This window comes from Methanosarcina sp. Kolksee (assembly GCF_000969945.1).
Lineage (GTDB): Archaea > Halobacteriota > Methanosarcinia > Methanosarcinales > Methanosarcinaceae > Methanosarcina > Methanosarcina vacuolata.
The window spans coordinates 2,066,874-2,083,850 of sequence record NZ_CP009524.1; the positions used below are offsets into that span (position 1 = coordinate 2,066,874).

12 protein-coding genes and 2 pseudogenes are annotated in these 16,977 nt (G+C 40.0%); 10 read left to right on the plus strand and 4 right to left on the minus strand.

What is annotated here, in order from left to right; all coding sequences use genetic code 11:
• Positions 1 to 60 precede the first annotated feature (60 nt).
• Positions 61 to 324, minus strand: a complete 264-nt coding sequence (locus tag MSKOL_RS08515) for a hypothetical protein (protein ID WP_048155223.1) — start codon at positions 322 to 324, stop codon at positions 61 to 63.
• Between the two features lie 883 nt (positions 325 to 1,207).
• Here MSKOL_RS08515 and MSKOL_RS08520 point away from each other — a divergent pair.
• Both MSKOL_RS08520 and MSKOL_RS08525 read left to right on the plus strand, forming a co-directional pair.
• Positions 1,208 to 2,155, plus strand: a pseudogene (locus tag MSKOL_RS08520) (ankyrin repeat domain-containing protein); the annotation flags it as partial.
• A gap of 409 nt (positions 2,156 to 2,564) precedes the next feature.
• Positions 2,565 to 3,080: a hypothetical protein gene (locus tag MSKOL_RS08525; RefSeq protein WP_048120295.1), complete on the plus strand. Its 516-nt coding sequence runs from the start codon at positions 2,565 to 2,567 to the stop codon at positions 3,078 to 3,080.
• 600 nt (positions 3,081 to 3,680) lie between these two features.
• Here MSKOL_RS08525 and MSKOL_RS08530 read toward each other — a convergent pair.
• Both MSKOL_RS08530 and MSKOL_RS08535 read right to left on the minus strand, forming a co-directional pair.
• On the minus strand, positions 3,681 to 3,878 hold the full coding sequence (locus tag MSKOL_RS08530) for a hypothetical protein (protein ID WP_048155228.1): 198 nt from the start codon (positions 3,876 to 3,878) through the stop codon (positions 3,681 to 3,683).
• 87 nt (positions 3,879 to 3,965) lie between these two features.
• Positions 3,966 to 4,232 carry a hypothetical protein gene (locus MSKOL_RS08535; RefSeq protein WP_048155231.1) on the minus strand — a complete coding sequence of 89 codons (267 nt, stop codon included), beginning with the start codon at positions 4,230 to 4,232 and terminating at the stop codon, positions 3,966 to 3,968.
• 390 nt (positions 4,233 to 4,622) lie between these two features.
• On the opposite strand from MSKOL_RS08535, the gene MSKOL_RS18750 reads away from it, so the two are divergent.
• Entirely contained in the window at positions 4,623 to 6,323 is a 1,701-nt protein-coding gene (locus MSKOL_RS18750; RefSeq protein ID WP_052725391.1) for a tetratricopeptide repeat protein, read from the plus strand.
• On the opposite strand, the pseudogene MSKOL_RS08545 reads toward MSKOL_RS18750, so the two are convergent.
• Positions 6,307 to 7,517 (minus strand): annotated as a pseudogene (locus MSKOL_RS08545) (ISL3 family transposase). The gene MSKOL_RS18750 and the pseudogene MSKOL_RS08545 overlap by 17 nt on opposite strands.
• Before the next feature lie 86 nt (positions 7,518 to 7,603).
• On the opposite strand from MSKOL_RS08545, the gene MSKOL_RS08550 reads away from it, so the two are divergent.
• The 7 genes from MSKOL_RS08550 (at position 7,604) to MSKOL_RS08580 (ending at position 16,694) form a co-directional block, all read left to right on the plus strand.
• Positions 7,604 to 7,990: a tetratricopeptide repeat protein gene (locus MSKOL_RS08550; RefSeq protein WP_255351996.1), complete on the plus strand. Its 387-nt coding sequence runs from the start codon at positions 7,604 to 7,606 to the stop codon at positions 7,988 to 7,990.
• 415 nt (positions 7,991 to 8,405) lie between these two features.
• Complete coding sequence (locus tag MSKOL_RS08555) at positions 8,406 to 9,095, plus strand: HAD family hydrolase (RefSeq protein WP_048155237.1); 690 nt, start codon at positions 8,406 to 8,408, stop codon at positions 9,093 to 9,095.
• A gap of 305 nt (positions 9,096 to 9,400) precedes the next feature.
• Positions 9,401 to 9,865, plus strand: coding sequence for an IS200/IS605 family transposase (gene tnpA, locus MSKOL_RS08560; protein WP_048155206.1), 465 nt, complete (start codon positions 9,401 to 9,403; stop codon positions 9,863 to 9,865).
• Between the two features lie 524 nt (positions 9,866 to 10,389).
• Positions 10,390 to 12,096, plus strand: coding sequence for a potassium-transporting ATPase subunit KdpA (kdpA, locus tag MSKOL_RS08565; protein WP_048155240.1), 1,707 nt, complete (start codon positions 10,390 to 10,392; stop codon positions 12,094 to 12,096).
• 2 nt (positions 12,097 to 12,098) lie between these two features.
• Complete coding sequence (kdpB, locus tag MSKOL_RS08570; protein WP_048155244.1) at positions 12,099 to 14,168, plus strand: potassium-transporting ATPase subunit KdpB; 2,070 nt, start codon at positions 12,099 to 12,101, stop codon at positions 14,166 to 14,168.
• Between the two features lie 12 nt (positions 14,169 to 14,180).
• Positions 14,181 to 14,729 (plus strand): potassium-transporting ATPase subunit KdpC, encoded by a 549-nt coding sequence (kdpC, locus tag MSKOL_RS08575; RefSeq protein WP_048155247.1) that lies wholly within the window; start codon positions 14,181 to 14,183, stop codon positions 14,727 to 14,729.
• Positions 14,730 to 14,753: 24 nt separating this feature from the next.
• Complete coding sequence (locus tag MSKOL_RS08580) at positions 14,754 to 16,694, plus strand: DUF4118 domain-containing protein (RefSeq protein WP_048155248.1); 1,941 nt, start codon at positions 14,754 to 14,756, stop codon at positions 16,692 to 16,694.
• The last annotated feature ends 283 nt before the right edge of the window (positions 16,695 to 16,977 follow it).

Here is a 16,977-nt window from a genome sequence, read left to right on the forward strand (position 1 = left end):
AATGATGTTATCTTAAGAAAGCCGTGAAAAGGTTGTGGAGAGGCATGAGGAGGAACGGGATTACAACTGAATTAAAGTCTCCATTTCCCTTTTATGCTTTTGATAATTCAGGTAACGTTTTTGCTGTTGTTTTTCACCAGACCGACTGAGAATAATAACAATTAAAAAAGTTTTATAAATGTCTAAACCACAGGCTTTGTCTATGACTTCAATCCCACAAGCTTTGTCTATGACTTCAATCCCACAAGCTTTGTCTATGACTTCAATCCCACAAGCTTTGTCTATGACTTCAATCCCACAAGCTTCGTTTATGACTTCAATCATCAAATAATATCACCCAATTTATTTGGCAGTGAAATTGCCTAAAAGCCAGTTTAGCATACGTGATCAAAGTCACACTTGAGCTTTCGATGGCAATTCACTGATTAGTTTAGGGACGGTTTTGAAAAACCAAAATTAGGACAACCTTACTGCCCAAGGTAATGAGGGCTTAATTGTCAAAAAAGAGGGGAGAATATTTTCATTTAGTTGTGCCTGTTATTCGAAGAATTTAATGTGTGTTTATGACCCAAATGTACGAACTTGGAGTAGTTTTGAGATAGCCTGAAAATGGAAATTTTTGATCCTAACTTGAACGCGAAAACACCTAAAATTCCTCATCTGCTGCACATACAGGTAAAGAATTCAGGAGTTATGCGTTCAATTCACAGATTTAGGAGGCTTTTCTATTTTTGTCTGTTCGCTTAGACATATGATACATACGATGAACTTCTATTTAATACTTTTCTTTATTTTTGTCATATTTGATGTTATTATATTAAAAACTTGTATTACTGCTATAGATCAACGTCCAGGAAAGATATCTTAACTTTTAAGGTACCTGAGAAATATGGAAATATGAATTGAATTTATGTGCTTAAAAAGCGGAAGTTAGATATGAAATGTGAGTTTAAAAAATTCTATATAGATTTGGTAAATTCCAACAAAAGATCACCTATATTACTTTAGGCTTCTGTGGACTCAAATCCAAAATTTACTGATTTTTACATTTACATTCATCAATGAATTTTGGTACTGAGTCATGCTGAGTGATAAAACTTATATTTTCTCTGAGTTATAATTATATTTTATATGAGCAATAAAAATTGTATTTTTAATTCCATGCTTCAATCAAAAACGTCAGAATAGCTACAATCAGGTAAATACAAAACATTCGATATTTAAGGAGAAAACAGTGATGGACTTTATATCTAATTTATTTGGAAAAGATAAAAACCAAAATCTTTTCGAGGCTTCTAAGTTAGGGCAGGTAGAAAATGTAGAGAAACTTTTGAAAAACGATAAAGTTGACATTAACTCGCAGGACACATATGGTAAAACTGCTTTAAATTATGCGGTGAATAAAGGATACAGAGACGTTGTACAATCGCTTATTAAAGGCGGTGCCGATCTTAATATTCAAGATGAAAACGGGGATACCGCCTTAACTTCTGCGGCAAAGATCGAACGTGGGGATATTGTTGAGCAGCTCATTAAAAGCGGTGCAGACCTTAATATCCAGGACGGAAACTGCGAGACTGCTTTGAAGTTTGCGGTAAAAGTAGGATACAAGAGCATTGTTGATATTCTTCTTGAAGGTGGGGCCGATCCTGATATTCAGGGCAGGAACGGTGAAACGGCTTTGATTTCTGCTGCATCCAGGGGGCAAAAGGATATTGTGGAGTTGCTCCTAAAAGGTGGAGCAGACGTTAATCTTCAAGACGAAAATCTTAACACTGCTTTGAATGCTGCAGCAAAGATTGGACATAAAAGTATTGTTGCGTTGCTTGTTAACGCCGATGCTGATCTTAATCTTCAGGATAAAAACGGAAATACAGCTTTGACTTATGCAGCAGATAGAGGGTACAGGGACATTGTAGACTTGTTTATTGAAAGTGGTGCCAGTATCGATGTTCAAGAAGAAAATGGGCTTACTGCTTTGATGCTCTCATCACAGGCGGGGCATAGGGACATTGTAGAGTTGCTTATTAAAAGTGGTGCTGACCTTAATATTCAGGACGAAAATGGCAATACTGCTCTGGATATTGCGGCAGAAATGGAGTTTACCGAGATTGTTGATTTGCTCCTTCAAAGTGACGCAAATTTCAGGTCGTGATTTGTTCAGAAGGATTAACTTAATAGCGTTTTCAGGAGAAATACAAAAAACGCACATGATATTCTTCGAATAACATGCACAACCAATGAAAATGCTTGCAGATGGCAGCATTTTCATGCCAAATAACCTGCAATAGAATAAAACGCTTCTCAAAAATCATTGGGTCTTCCAGTGTTATATGGTTGATATTGCCATGGTTAAGTATTCATTATGACAAATACTTGCGTTTTTGTGCAAGGAACGCAAGTCAGCTCCATTTGACTGAGGATCGGAGCAAAAGGGCCTAAAAACGACTTTACTAGCATTCTGGGAATAATATCAACCAGGGCATAAAGGATGACCAAAATCATTGTAATTTTGATTACAGTAAAGAAAACAGAGAAAGCCCTCGTATAATTGATATACCATCGTGACAATCCTTACTGCTATGAATGACAGTGAACCCGAAAATTCAGCTTCGCCTTCTCACTTAACTGACCGTGCAGCCCGCGAAAAGGCCCTTGCCGAAAATCTCACTCCTACTTATGAATCAGTTTCATTTTCAAGTCCGGTCCTTGACCAGTTCAGGGGACTTATGCCTGATTTCAATAAACGCCTCTCACCTAACAGGGATCTTGGACTCTCTTCTTCTGATCACCTCCGCTTGAGTCCGGAAACTCTTCCGAGGCTTGTTTCCAGCTCCTTTACCGGAATAAAATCTACTGGTCTTTTGGAGTCCATGCCCAAAAGCCCGAGGCTGCCTGCAGGAAAAGGGCTTGAGATTTTCCCTGACTTGCCTGGAAGAATGCTGACAGAATCAAGGATAAGCTCTCTGACGCTTAGTGCAGACCTTCCTATGGCTCCTCTTGCAAGCAGGCTTTTAATGCTCAGGCAGACAGATGGGCTGAATGAATCAAGAAGAACAGAGAATAAAAACAAGGACTGAAAAGATAAGGGAAAATGTATTTTCTCTTTTTTATTTGAACAATCCGTAGTTATTTGTTGGGTAGGTCAGGAGGATTACTCCTCTTTTCTCCCCAGGAACCGTACTTGAAAGTTTCCCTTCATACGGCTCGAGTGTTTTCAAACCCTTTCTGTATCAGACATCAGTAATTTGCATAACTGATTTTGTGATTCTGGATATAGTCCACTAACATTGTTGTCTGTAAGCTTCTCACCTATTTGGTGTCTTTGAGTATCTTACATTCGTGAGTTTCTCATCGATCAATTTGTCAACTTCAAGCTCTTGGAAAACCCCAGCAATGAGACCAAGGTGACCTAAGAAGCTTGGACGTTTTATTGAGGATTCAACTCTTCTACTGTTGTTTTTATCTGCCGTGGAAGATTAAGAAAATATATATGAAAATTAATTATGTTAACTTATATGTTTACCTGCCGAAGCTAGGTTATATGTCTGTCATCTTAATACAATCTTTATTGTTAGGGTTGTTCTTTTATTAGGCATATACAAATAGAGTCGCGGGATAACGTAAAATCACTCATCTTATAAAGGAAAGTTTAATGGTTGTGAAATCCGATCTAAAATTCATTTTTCCTCTTCCCCATGCACCAGAGATGCAAAATAAGCTTCTTCAATGTAGTTGCATAATTCAAGAATTCGTGTTTGATGAGTTTCTTCCAGTTTGCGGAATGGATCATCATATACAGCATCCAGCATTTTGCCAGTGTTTTCCAGATACCCAAGGGATTTTTCATCTTTTACTTTATTCTTCAGGACTTCCACAGTTACCTTGACAGCAAAAGCGTCATCGTTTATGCACTGGTTCCTGAGCTCATTAAGGGTTCGTGAAAGATCAAGGGCAGCAAGTTCTCAGTCTCTTCGTTCTCCAGTATTCTGAGCTTCTATCCTCATCAATTCGATTTTTGCCTCGGCCATTTTAGCTTCATTTTCTATCTGCTGGTACCCAGCTTTCTCTTCGATTCTCATTTTTTTGAGTTTGTGGAGAAGTTCAAGGCCCTGATTTGCTTCTTCCATATCGGATTTGAATTCAGTGGTATCTGCATCTCCTGTGCTTTCAATATTTCTTCCACCTATAATGATGGAATCCTTTATGGTAATTGATCTTGAAGGTCTCATGCCTTTTTGTTATGTTTGTACCTATTTAACTTATGTTATTACATTTTGGAGAAATAATGTAAAAATTTAGATATGTTGTGATAATAAAAATGTTTAGAAGTCTATGCTTATTAGTGAATATCTAAATAGTTTCTGGCTTTATCTCAAATAAGGACATTTACTCGCTTTTGGGAAATGCGCTGGGTAAAAATACAAAAAAGTCATGAAAATCTACCCCACCTGGGTATGCTACTGAGTGAAGCGGACTGGGTGCTCACTAACTATAATTAGGGAGTTACATTCTGATAAAAAGTTTAAGTTCAAATATATTTCTTGAATTTTTTCCACAAAAGCAAAAATTTGATAAATACTTCACTTGTATTATTTTCTCTGACCCGGAGCTGAATATTTATGTCTTCCCATCCCATCACAATAACCCGTACCATATATGATCCTGCCCTCAAAAATTTCGTTTTTGATTCTCCTGAAGAGAAGGTGATGCCTAACGTCAGGAAGTGGATAGAGAAGGAAAACCCTGTTATTTACTGGTACATTCTTCGTGTAGACAACCCTTCCGAACTCCTGTTTGATCAGTGGGCTGTTGAACTTTACACTCATCAAGCTCTTTCCATTACAGATGCTTACATTGATGGCATCGACCGCCGTTTTGAAATGAGAAAACGTGAACGTGACCCCTGGAGCGATAAATATGTCCTTTCAATTCCCAGACAGCTGGGAATTCCCATTGTTGGAAAAGGGATTCGCCGTATTTTCTTCAAAGTTGACATTAACTGCCGTGAAGGTCTGATGCACGAATATGGCATTTCTGGCAAGTTCATTGCTGAAGGTATTGAGGCTATCGATATCCGGGAAAAAATGTTTCGTTATTCCTGCAAAGTCGGAGAGTTTCGTCAGATCTTCGATAATAACCCTGATGAGACTTCCATCTATGCTGAAAAACGCCTTTCGGCTCGTTATTCTTCAAATTCCATCCAGGTCTTTACCAACAGTTTCCGGATGATACACGAGCTTTACAAATACTGTCATTCCGGTGATATTGTAAAGGACGACCTTTTTTACAAGCTCAATTCACTGTATTCCAATTTCGAAAAGATTCCCGAAATTGCCGATAAACGTATCAATCCTCTTCTAAATGATGGCATCAAAGTGCTTACTATTCTTGAAGAAGGCAACATGAGCGAATTCAAGTCGCGATACCTCCGGCTCTGTGACTCTCTTGTGGAGCAGTTGCATATCGAAGTTGTGGGTACTGATTTGAAAGCTAATGAGGCGAGTTCCCCTGCCCAGGACCTTTCGCCCAAACGGAATACGGAAAGTATGAAAGAGGATTCAAAATCAGACAATGGGCAGCTGAGATGTCCTGTCTGCAAGAATCTGATTGATTCCTCCAATCGTTCTTTGTTATGTGGGAAATGTGGAGCACATTTTTGCCAGATCTGTGAGAGCTGGTCCCGGGAAGAGAGAGAACGTGGGGAGAGGCCGCTATGCAAAAAGTGTTTTTCAGCTGAACAGGAGAAGTTGAGGGAACAGATGGGAGAAGAGGAAGATAAGGAAAAGGAAAACTCAGGAACAAGCGAGGCAGAAGAAATAGAGAACTTCACAGAGGAAGCGATTCAACACTTCGAGAAAGGGCTGGCATTTTATAAATTAGGCAGATATGAAGAGGCAATAATAGCTTATGAAAAAGCTCTGGAGATCGACCATAAACATATCGATTCTTGGAATAACAAAGGTATTGCTCTTTATTGCTTGGGCAGATATGAGGAAGCACTACAAGCTTATGATCAATCCCTGAAGATAGACTCGAAATCTATCTGTGCATGGAATAATAAGGGTATTACCCTTTATGATTTGGGTAGGTATGAAGAGGCAATAATAGCTTACGATCACTCCCTAGAGATAGACTCGAAATCTACCTATGCATGGAGTAACAAAGGTAATGCTCTTAATAAGTTGGGTAGATATGAAGAGGCAATAAAAGCTTGTGACACAGCCATATCGATAGACTCAAAATGTGACAATGCATGGAACGGAAAAGGGATTGCCCTTAAAAAATTGGGGGCTCTTCGTCATTTCATATGGGTAGTTTGAAATCTAACTTTCCTAATTTTAGATAGATCATAGTAATAAAATACTTAGTGTTTCGATACCCTCTCGCATTTCTTTTTATTAACTGTACAATACTGTTAATACCTTCCACAACTCCGTTAGTAATCCTGGAATCAAAGTAGTTTAGAATTCCATCCCAATGACTTTTAATGGTTTTAGCAACCTCAATTATTGCCTCTAATCTGCTATGAGTTGCCCAAAAATACCACTTTTTTAGATATTGTTCAGCTTCCTCTCGGCTTTTGCATTCCCAGAACTTTCTAAGACTTTCTTTTATATTATATGCTCTGAATGTATTCAGTTTTTTATTTTGGAGGTTTAAAAGCTTTTTTTTCTGTTTATCAGTTAGATTTTCCTTGTTCGTAATCCATATGAATTTGGTATTTTTGAGTTCCTTGGTTTTTTTTGTTCTTGTATCCTTACTTCATTTAATCCTTCATTCATCGCTTTCATCACATGAAATCTATCGAATGTAATTTTTGCATCTGGAAATTCTTGAGAAATTCCACTGATATATGAGGGAGACATGTCGCAACATACTGATTTAATGTTGCTTTTGTTTCCATTATGATCTTGCAGATCTTTGCTAAAACTGGTAATAGTCGAAGAGTCTTTTCCTTCACAAGCAAATATTACTTTTGAATCTTTTATATCAACAACAAGAGTTATGTATTCATGTCCTTTCTTGCATGAAGTTTCATCTATACCAACAACACATACATCCGATAAATCCTCTTTAGACCTTGCATTGTCAGTGTAATGGTTTATGACTCTCCAAAGTTTCGTGTCATTTTCTCCAAGCAACTTCCCAATTTGTAACACTGGCATTCTTTTTGAGAGCTCCAGGATATGAGCTTCCATTCGAAGAGTAAAGTTGCTTTTTTCGCGAGCCCATGGAACTTTTATTTGGAGAACTCCACAATTACTACAACTTATTCTTGGAATTCTACAGTGCAAATATGTAGAATATTGAAAGTAGTTAATGTGCCGTAACACTTTTTCCTTAGTATCATAAGCTGAGCAGTTTAGTTTGCCACACTTAGGACAGGGAAATTTGGAACCACGTGTAAAATCAATCCAAATATTAAGTTTTTCAGATGTTAAATCAAATTCAGTATTGGTTATTTGCCAAGGGTCTTTGACATTCAAAGGTATTTCAAATGTTTTTTCATAAATGGGATATCAAACTCCTGTAGTTATTTGTACTAAATAATATAATACTTATTTATATTATATTCTTAATATAATAACTTACCCATATCATACAGCGAAGAGCCAAATTGGGTAGATATGAAGAGGCAATAATAGCTTATGATAAAGCCATTGAGACAGGCCCGAAATATATCCATGCATGGAATAACAAAGGTATTGCTCTTTATTGCTTGGGCAGATATGAAGAGGCAATAATAACTTATAAAAAAGCTCTGGAGATCAACCCTAAATATGTACCTGCATGGAATAGAAAAGGGAATGCCTTTAATGATTTGGGCAGATATGAAGAGGCACTACAAGCTTATGAAAAAGCCCTAGAAATCGACCCGAAATATGTCTATGCATGGCATAATAAAGGTATTGCCCTTGAAAATTTGGGCAGGCATGAAGAGGCGTCTGCTTGTTATAAAAGGGCTGAAGAATTGAAGAATAAATGAAGAATAAAAGAAAGATTTAAGATTTTTTAAAAGAAGAAATTATGGCTTACAGAGTGGAACCTTGATTTAGGGAGTAACGGCAAGAGTAATAGGAATAGATGTTTTTATCCGGTATCAACCATTTATATCATTACTTAAATTAACTTGCTGTTTTTGGATTCCTAAAATTCATTTATCTTTCTTCCCATGTACCAGAAATGCAAAATAAGCTTTATTGGTCATCGGTCAAGGAATTTTCTTGCCTGAAAGCTGTTGATTTTGCATTAGAAGTCGACCTTAAATTTTGGTCTGTTTATATGAAATCAATACCATGTTCCAGCGCATAACATATAAAATATTTAGCAAGCATTCTGGAAATTGACGCAATTTGTCAAGATTCCTTACTTAACTGAAGATGCATGAAGGAGTATTAACAATGCAGAAAAAATATCTTCTGTGGGACTTTGATAATACATTGGCTTATCGGGATGGAATGTGGGGACAAACTATATACGACCTATTACAGGAACATGGATACGGCAGCATTAAACTTGAGGATATTCGTCCACTTCTTACCAGAGGATTTCCCTGGCACACTCCGGAAATATCTCACGAAGAGTTTTTAGGAGGAGTCCAGTGGTGGGATTATATGACACTGCACTTTTCTAAAATAATACATGAAATTGGGGTCAATGAGACATTATCAGCTGAAATTGCAGGTCAAATAAAAATGAAATATTTAGATATTGAAAAATGGCATCTTTATGATGATACAATTCCCTGTTTAGAAAGGGCAGTAAGTAAAGGTTATGAAAATATAATCGTTTCAAACCATGTACCTGAATTATCCAGTCTGGTCAGAGATTTAGGAATAAGTGATTATTTCTTTCAAGTATATTCGTCAGCACAGATAGGGTATGAAAAGCCAAATATCCAGATATACAGGAGAGTGCTTGAAAAACTCGAAGATACCAGTGAAGTAACAATGATCGGCGACAGTTATATTGCAGATGTCGAAGGGGCAATAAACGCAGGAATTAAAGCAATATTGGTAAGAAAAGAGAACACTCATAACTATCAAAACTACTGTAAAAGTTTAGATGAGATCGATGCTATCTTGCTATAGAGAAATATCTTGCTATAGAGAAATATCTTGCTATAGGGAAATATCTTGCATAGAAAAATTCAAAACCTTAAACAAACATCTTAACACTATTGTTTTGGCAGTAGCGTTTTACACTTATCAAATTTATTACTACGGGAGTGCAGAGGGTCACGAATACCCCGTCCTTTAGGTCGGGGATGAAGTGGACCCTCGCCTCTTCGCTTTTCACTTTAAATCTCTAAATCCTTATTTTTTTGTAAAATAAGCTTTTTTTGGCACCATAGCCACAGATGGTGCCAGCCATCTATGGCTAGGATGTGATATTAGTGGAATTACACAGTTTTAGCCATGGCTATGGTCAGATTACTTACCACATCGTGTTGGTGCCTAAGTATCGATACAGTATATTCTACAATAAGCGAATTAAAAAGGATTGCGAGTTAATTCTCATTAACATTTGCGCTAAAAATGGCTACAAAATACACGCAATGGAAGTAGTAGACAATCATGTTCACTTGTTTCTAGAGTTCCATCCAAGTAATTCTCTATCAGAGGTAATTCAATATTTAAAAGGAGGCAGTTCTTACAGACTATTTAAGCTCCATCCTGATCTTAAAAAACAATATTGGGGTGGAAGTCTATGGTCAAATGGCAAATTCTATCGATCCGTTGGAAACGTAACTGCTGATACGATCAAGCATTACATTAAAGAATCGCAAGGAAAACCGAGTGAAGAGTCTCAATTGCATAGGTTCGTGAGATCCGAGCAAAGAAGACTTGATGATTTCTAACTACCAGAACAACCGGGCGGGCGGCCCATCAGCATACCCCATCCTTTAGGTTGGGGTGGCCGCACGCAATTTGATTTATTTGCCTGTTCAAAATAATTAATTAGAATATGGGTTAATTTTTAGGGTACTGCCATATTGAGAAGTTGGTGGCATTTTTGTGTATATTTGTGGAAAAGTATGCTCTATGTGCCCTATCACAAATACTATTTTTTTCAAAAATTTCAAAAAACACAAGACTTTTACTATACGAGAAAACTATTTATCTATATTTATAATAGTCTCATATTTCAAAGTTTTTTAGCTTTCAAAGTTCTTTACAGGTTTAATTTATTTAAGCGGCAAGCAAGATATTTATAACCCTTCTACACTATGCACTCCATTTGTTATCTATCTGAGCAAAGGTTCTTGTTTCAATTTGAATTCAATAGCAGTGAACCTGAAAAGGTTCTATTTCAAACTGAACTCAATAGCAATGGACCTGAAAAGGTTCTGTTTCAAACTGAGTAAAAACAGTCGTGAGACAAATGATAACAGACGATATAACCGTAGAAGGTTTAATGCTCATCCTATTTTTGGTCATTGTTACCGGAGTGGCATTACCCTTAAGCAGCTTTTTCGTCCGGGTCTTTTCCGGAGAAATATCCCGAGGAATCACGGGACGTATAGAAAAAACGATCTACAGCTTAATCGAGACAAATTCTGACCAGGAAGATGGGTGGAAGGGTTATGCCCGGAGTATGCTTGTCTTCAATGGTATAGGTTTTGTAATTCTCTTCGCATTGCTTCTTCTTCAAGGTTTTCTTCCTTTCAACCCACAAAATTTCGGGGCTTTTGATCTTTTTACTGCAATTAACACTGCCACCAGTTTTGTCACCAACACAAACTGGCAGGTCTACAGTGGTGAGACGACAGCAAGCTATCTTACCCAGATGGTCGGTTTTACAGTCCAGAACTTTCTCTCTTCTGCTACAGGCATCTGCATAGCAGTTGCAGTAATGAGAGGAATTACCCGCCATTCTACAGATAAAATAGGTAATTTCTGGGTCGATATGACACGCTGTACACTTTATATCCTTTTGCCGATAGCTTTCATCTTTGCCTTAGTTCTGGCTTCCCAGGGAGTTATCCAGAATCTTGACCCTTATGTCCAGGCTACAGGATATGGTTCTACAGGGCAGCAGACAATTGCAATGGGACCAGTCGCCTCCCAGGAAGCAATAAAAGAATTCGGTACCAATGGAGGAGGATTTTTTAATGCAAACTCTGCACATCCCTATGAAAATCCAACACCTTTGACTAATTTGATTGAGATTTTTCTTATTCTCATTATACCTGTAACCCTGCCTCTGTTCTTTGGAAAAATGACCGGCAAAATTCGGCAGGGATGGATGATTTACACTGTTATGCTAATATTATTCTTAAGTGGTTTCTTTACCCTCTACGCCGCAGAACTGGCAGGAAATCCGCTTGTAAAAGAACTGGGCGTTTCAGGAATATCCATGGAAGGAAAAGAAGTGAGGTTTGGGCTCCTGGGCTCATCACTTTATGCTACATCCACCACAGCAACGTCATGTGGCGCAGTCAACACCATGCATGATTCACTCACTCCACTTGGTGGTCTGGTGACTATGTTCATGATCCTTCTTGGTGAGGTTGCTTTTGGAGGAGTAGGATCTGGGTTTTACACCATGATTGGATTTATAGTGCTTTCAGTCTTCATTGCAGGACTGATGATAGGAAGAACTCCAGAATACCTCGGAAAAAAGATAGAGGTATTGGAGATGAGAGCAGCTGTAATAACTGTTCTGGTTCCTGGTTTTCTGGTCCTTCTGCTCTCGGGTATTGCACTGGTTCTTCCAAATGTCACTGAGTTAATGAAAAATCCGGGTCCTCACGGACTATCTGAACTGATATACGCTTTTGCATCAATGGCTAACAATAACGGCAGTGCCTTTGCCGGCTTTAATGCATCAAAACCCTTTTACACACTTGCAGGCAGCCTGGCAATGTTAATAGGCAGATTCGTACCTGCAGTTTCCATGCTGGCAATGGCAGGGTCACTGGCACAAAAGAAAAAAGTTCCGCCAAGCTCAGGAACTCTTCCCACAGACTCCGTTACATTTTCAATCTGGACAATTTTAGTAATTCTTATTATCGGAGCTCTTACATTCTTCCCGCTTTTCGCAATGGGGCCAATCGCAGAGTATCTTTCAATGATAGGAGGGATTTAATAATGTCACGAAAGCGATTCCCCCGTTTAGGTGCTTTTGAACCTAAGCTCATTCGTGAAGCACTCGTTAGTTCAATGCTGAAACTTGATTTGCGCAAGCAGAAAGGAAACCCGGTTATGCTGCTGGTGGAAATAGGAGGCATCCTGACCACAATTAGTTCTGTTATTGGGATTTTCTCTGCTACTCCAAAGTCTTCCTTCTTTACAATCTTTGTATCCTTCTGGCTATGGCTGACAGTTTTATTTTCAAATTTTGCTGAGGCTCTATCCGAAGGTCGTGGTAAAGCCAGGGCAGCGTCCCTTCGCCAATCAAGAACCAGCGTTCCAGCCCGAAAGCTCAAAGAAGAATCTTTTGATGCTTCTTCTATAGAGATATCATCCTCTGAACTTCGAAAAGGCGATCTTGTCCTGGTAAAGGCAAATGAAATAATTCCTGGAGACGGGGAAGTCGTAAAAGGAGCTGCACTGGTCAACGAAGCCGCAATTACAGGGGAATCAGCTCCAGTTGTGCGTGAGTCTGGGGGTGACCGGAGTGCTGTTACCGGAGGAACGACCGTTATTGCCAATGAAATTATTGTGAGAATCACAACTGATCCAGGACAGACCTTCCTTGACCGCATGATCTCTATGGTGGAAGGCGCTGAGCGGCGTAAGACTCCTAATGAAATAGCTCTTGAAATACTACTAATTGCGCTGACTGGCGTGTTCTTAGCAGTCGTAGCCAGTACGTATTCAGTTTCTGCATACAGCTCCGCTTCAAGCGGGAGGGGATCTCCTGCCAGTCTTACAGTTCTTATTGCACTTTTCGTCTGTTTAGCCCCCACAACTATTGCAGCCCTCCTTCCGGCAATCGGAATAGCCGGAATGGACCGTTTATTCCGGTTAAACGTCATTGCTCTTTCTGGGAGGGCGATAGAGGCTGCAGGAGACGTAAATGTCCTGTTGCTGGACAAAACAGGCACTATCACTTTAGGTAATCGACAGGCAGCTGAGTTTTTGCCAGTAGATGATCAGCCACTTGATGACCTGATGGAGGCTGCTCTGCTTTCGTCTTTCGCAGACGATACTCCTGAAGGCAAAAGTATTATCGCTCTAATTCAGGAAAAAACAGGAAAAACTCCTACTTCTCCCGAAAATGTCACTTTCATACCATTTTCAGCCGCAACAAGAGTTAGTGGTGCACAGTACGGTGAAATAACCTATCTGAAAGGTGCTTCAGATGCAGTAATAAAAGCTGTCCTGGAACGCGGAGGCGTAATTCCATCGGACCTGAAAGCGAAGGTGGACGGAGTCGCGTCTGCAGGTGGCACACCTCTTGTAGTTGCTCGCAATGAGACAATTCTCGGTGTTATATTCCTCAAGGATATCTTGAAAACGGGTATTAAAGCGAGGTTTGCAGACCTGCGCCGGATAGGAATAAAGACGGTTATGATCACAGGCGATAATCATCTCACAGCTGCCACTATTGCAGCAGAAGCAGGAGTAGACGATTACCTGGCAGAAGCTAAACCTGACGATAAACTTAGAATGATCCGAGACTATCAGAATGAAGGATACATGGTAGCCATGACTGGCGATGGAACAAATGATGCTCCTGCTCTTGCCCAGGCCGACGTAGCCGTGGCGATGAACAATGGAACACAGCCTGCAAGGGAAGCTGCAAACATAATTGACCTTGACAGCGACCCTACAAAACTGCTGGACGTTGTTGAGATTGGAAAGCAAATCCTGATGACAAGGGGAGCTCTGACAACTTTCTCCATTGCCAATGATATAGCCAAATATTTTGCAATTATCCCTGCTGCTCTTATCGGAATTTATCCGCAGCTTAAAATACTAAATATCATGGGCCTTGCGACTCCTGAATCGGCTATTCTTTCTGCAGTTATATTCAATGCTCTGGTAATTCCAATGCTGATTCCGCTTGCACTCGCCGGGGTAAAGTTCAAGACTATGCCCGCACCGAAACTCTTTGCCTACAACCTTACCATCTTTGGCCTTGGAGGAGTAATCGCTCCGTTTATTGGAATCAAGATAATTGATCTGGTACTGGCCGGATTAATGCATATCTGAGGAGGTATTGGCATGAAATCTCTCAAAAAAGCCATGTTACTATTCACAGTGTTATTCATCATTACAGGGTTCGTTTATCCCATGACAGTGACACTTGTTGCCGGACTCCTTTTCCCTGATCAAGCTCACGGAAGCCTCATTGTCGATAATGACAACAAAGTTATTGGCTCAACACTTATTGGTCAGAATTTCACTGCACCTGATTACTTCCAGAGCAGACCATCAGCTAGCGGGTATAATGCAGCTTCTTCCGGAGGGTCAAACCTGGGTCCAACAAATCCTGTTCTTCTGGAGCTTGTTGCCAACCGAACAAACACACTCCGGAGAGCCGGGATTACTGACCCGATACCTTCTGATCTGGTCATGGCTTCTGCCAGTGGACTTGATCCGCACATCAGTTTAGAAGCTGCACTTATACAGGTGCCTGTCGTAGCAAAGGCACGAAATCTCCCGGAAGAAAAACTCAAATCGCTTGTACTTGCAGAGTCTGTCAATTCTCCTTTCACAGGAGATTACGTCAATGTGCTTTCACTCAACAGAGCACTTGATGAGATGAGATGAATCAGTCTAGCAAATGAGGGGACTATGGAACGCGATCGCTATGATGAGGAGGAAGGCAGGCCACGAGCTGAAGATTTACTCTTCATCGCTCGCCGTGATGAGAAAAAAGCAAATGAAGGAATGTTGACAGTTTACCTTGGTTACTCTGCAGGCGTTGGAAAAACATATTCGATGCTTGAAGATGCCCTTCAGCGGAAAAAGGAAGGAAAGGATGTTGTAATCGGCTACATAGAGACTCATGATAGACCTGAGACTAATGCCCTGGCAGACAATTTTGAGGTTATTCCTACAGTCTCCGTCAAACATCAGAACCTCATTCTCAGAGAGGTAGATCTCGATGCAGTTATCCAGCGCCATCCCCAAATTGTCCTTGTCGATGAGTTAGCCCATACCAATGCTTCAGGCAGCAGACATGTGAAGCGGTATCAGGATATCGAAGAACTTTCGCACACAGGAATATCAGTTTATACAACTGTCAATATTCAGCATATTGAAAGCCAGAATGATGCCGTTGCCCAGATAACTGGCATCAGAGTGTCTGAGACTGTACCGGACACTTTCTTTTCTGATGCTGATGAGATTCGGTTAATCGACATCACCCCTGAAGAACTGAATATTCGTCTCAAAGCCGGGAAAGTCTATGTAAAAGACATGGCTGAAGCCGCTATCCAGCGTTTTTTCAGAACCGGAAATATTCTTGCACTCCGTCAGCTTGCTCTACGGTATATGGCGGAGTATACTGATAAAAGAATGATAGACTACATGAGGACAAGAGCGATTCCAGGCCCCTGGCCGGCGGCAGAAAGGCTTCTTGTCTGTATCCGTCCAGGTCCGACAGCTGAAAATATGGTCAGAGCAGCATCCAGGCTTGCAGCCAGATTCGATGCTGATTTGATTGTATTGTCAGTGGATATCGGCAGCGATAGAGCTCTCTCTTATCAGGAACGCGCCTGGTTGAATCAGGCTCTCGAAACAGGTAGAAGACTTGGTGGGAGGATAATGCGGTATCGTGGAAGTGATGTAGCTGATGAGATTATACGTTACGCCCGACGAAGCAATGTCAGCATGATCATGCTTGGAAAACCCCATGGGCTGGATATATTTTTTTCTCCTGTATACAGGGTGATTCGGAAGTCACGTGGTATTGACGTGCATCTATACGAGCCAAAAGGAAACAGTGCTCACATATCTCTTAAACGGCAAATCCCACTCTATTTCACAGCGGAATATATAATCAGCATCATCCTGATTACAGCTGTAGCTGGTGTCAATCTTTTCCTTCGAGACGTTATCGGACCGTCAAATTTGCTGATAATTCAGCTTTTCCCGGTCATTGTGTCTGCTTTCTTTTTTAGACGCAGAGTAGCTCTGTTTACGGCATTTTTAAGCATTCTTGTCTTCGATGTTCTTTTTGTCCATCCTTACTACACGATTTCTGTCAGTGACTGGGAATACTTCATTGCTTTTATCGGATACGCTTTTATCGCTCTTATAATCAGTAACCTTGCTACCCGGTTACGTCATCTTCTGCCTCAGATCTGGCAAAGCGAAGTTGAAGTTGAAGCAACGTCAGGTCTTTCCCGTGGACTTGTGGAGGCAAAAACACGACAGGAAGTCTTCGAAACTCTCGTTACTCAAATGCACAATTTTTCGCCAGGTGTTTTTGCAGTACTCATGCCCAGCCCAACTGGGCTCCAGATTGGAGCAGGTGACACTACTTACTCTCTCAATGATAAAGAAAAGGCCATTGCTCAATGGGCTTATGATAATGGTCAGCCAGCTGGCCACGGAACAGATAATCTTCCTGCAGGAAAGGGATATTATATACCTCTCAAGACTCACAGGATGACTTTTGGTATTATGGCATTTGCCTTTGACAAACCTGATGAGGCTCTAATTCCGGAAAATAAAGAAATATTTGATACAATGGCTTTCCTTGGGGCTCTTGCACTTGAACGCTTATAATATAGGACTTGCGCACTTGAAGTGCAAAATCAATCACTTTTGGCGTTTTGATTGGTTTAATGTTTTCCTATTAAAAACTTTGACATCAGTATAGAATTTTTAATAGTTTATGCATGTGCCAAAAGCTCATGAAGGTTTAGACAGTAGGAGGTTTAATGCTATTGGTTTTTCAATTCAACCACATAAGTTCTATATCCACATAAGTTCTCTACTTACATACAAGCTTGTATCATGTGGGGTCAAGCTTGTATCCCACTTTCTGCCGAGATACACAAGAATACCA

Excerpts from the sequence above, each read along its gene's own strand:
- MSKOL_RS08515 (WP_048155223.1), bottom strand. The coding sequence starts at position 324 with ATGATTGAAGTCATAAACGAAGCTTGTGGGATTGAAGTCATAGACAAA.
- MSKOL_RS08535 (WP_048155231.1), bottom strand. The coding sequence starts at position 4,232 with ATGAGACCTTCAAGATCAATTACCATAAAGGATTCCATCATTATAGGT.
- MSKOL_RS18750 (WP_052725391.1), top strand. The coding sequence starts at position 4,623 with ATGTCTTCCCATCCCATCACAATAACCCGTACCATATATGATCCTGCC.
- MSKOL_RS08555 (WP_048155237.1), top strand. The coding sequence starts at position 8,406 with ATGCAGAAAAAATATCTTCTGTGGGACTTTGATAATACATTGGCTTAT.
- kdpA (WP_048155240.1), top strand. The coding sequence starts at position 10,390 with ATGATAACAGACGATATAACCGTAGAAGGTTTAATGCTCATCCTATTT.
- kdpB (WP_048155244.1), top strand. The coding sequence starts at position 12,099 with ATGTCACGAAAGCGATTCCCCCGTTTAGGTGCTTTTGAACCTAAGCTC.
- kdpC (WP_048155247.1), top strand. The coding sequence starts at position 14,181 with ATGAAATCTCTCAAAAAAGCCATGTTACTATTCACAGTGTTATTCATC.
- MSKOL_RS08580 (WP_048155248.1), top strand. The coding sequence starts at position 14,754 with ATGGAACGCGATCGCTATGATGAGGAGGAAGGCAGGCCACGAGCTGAA.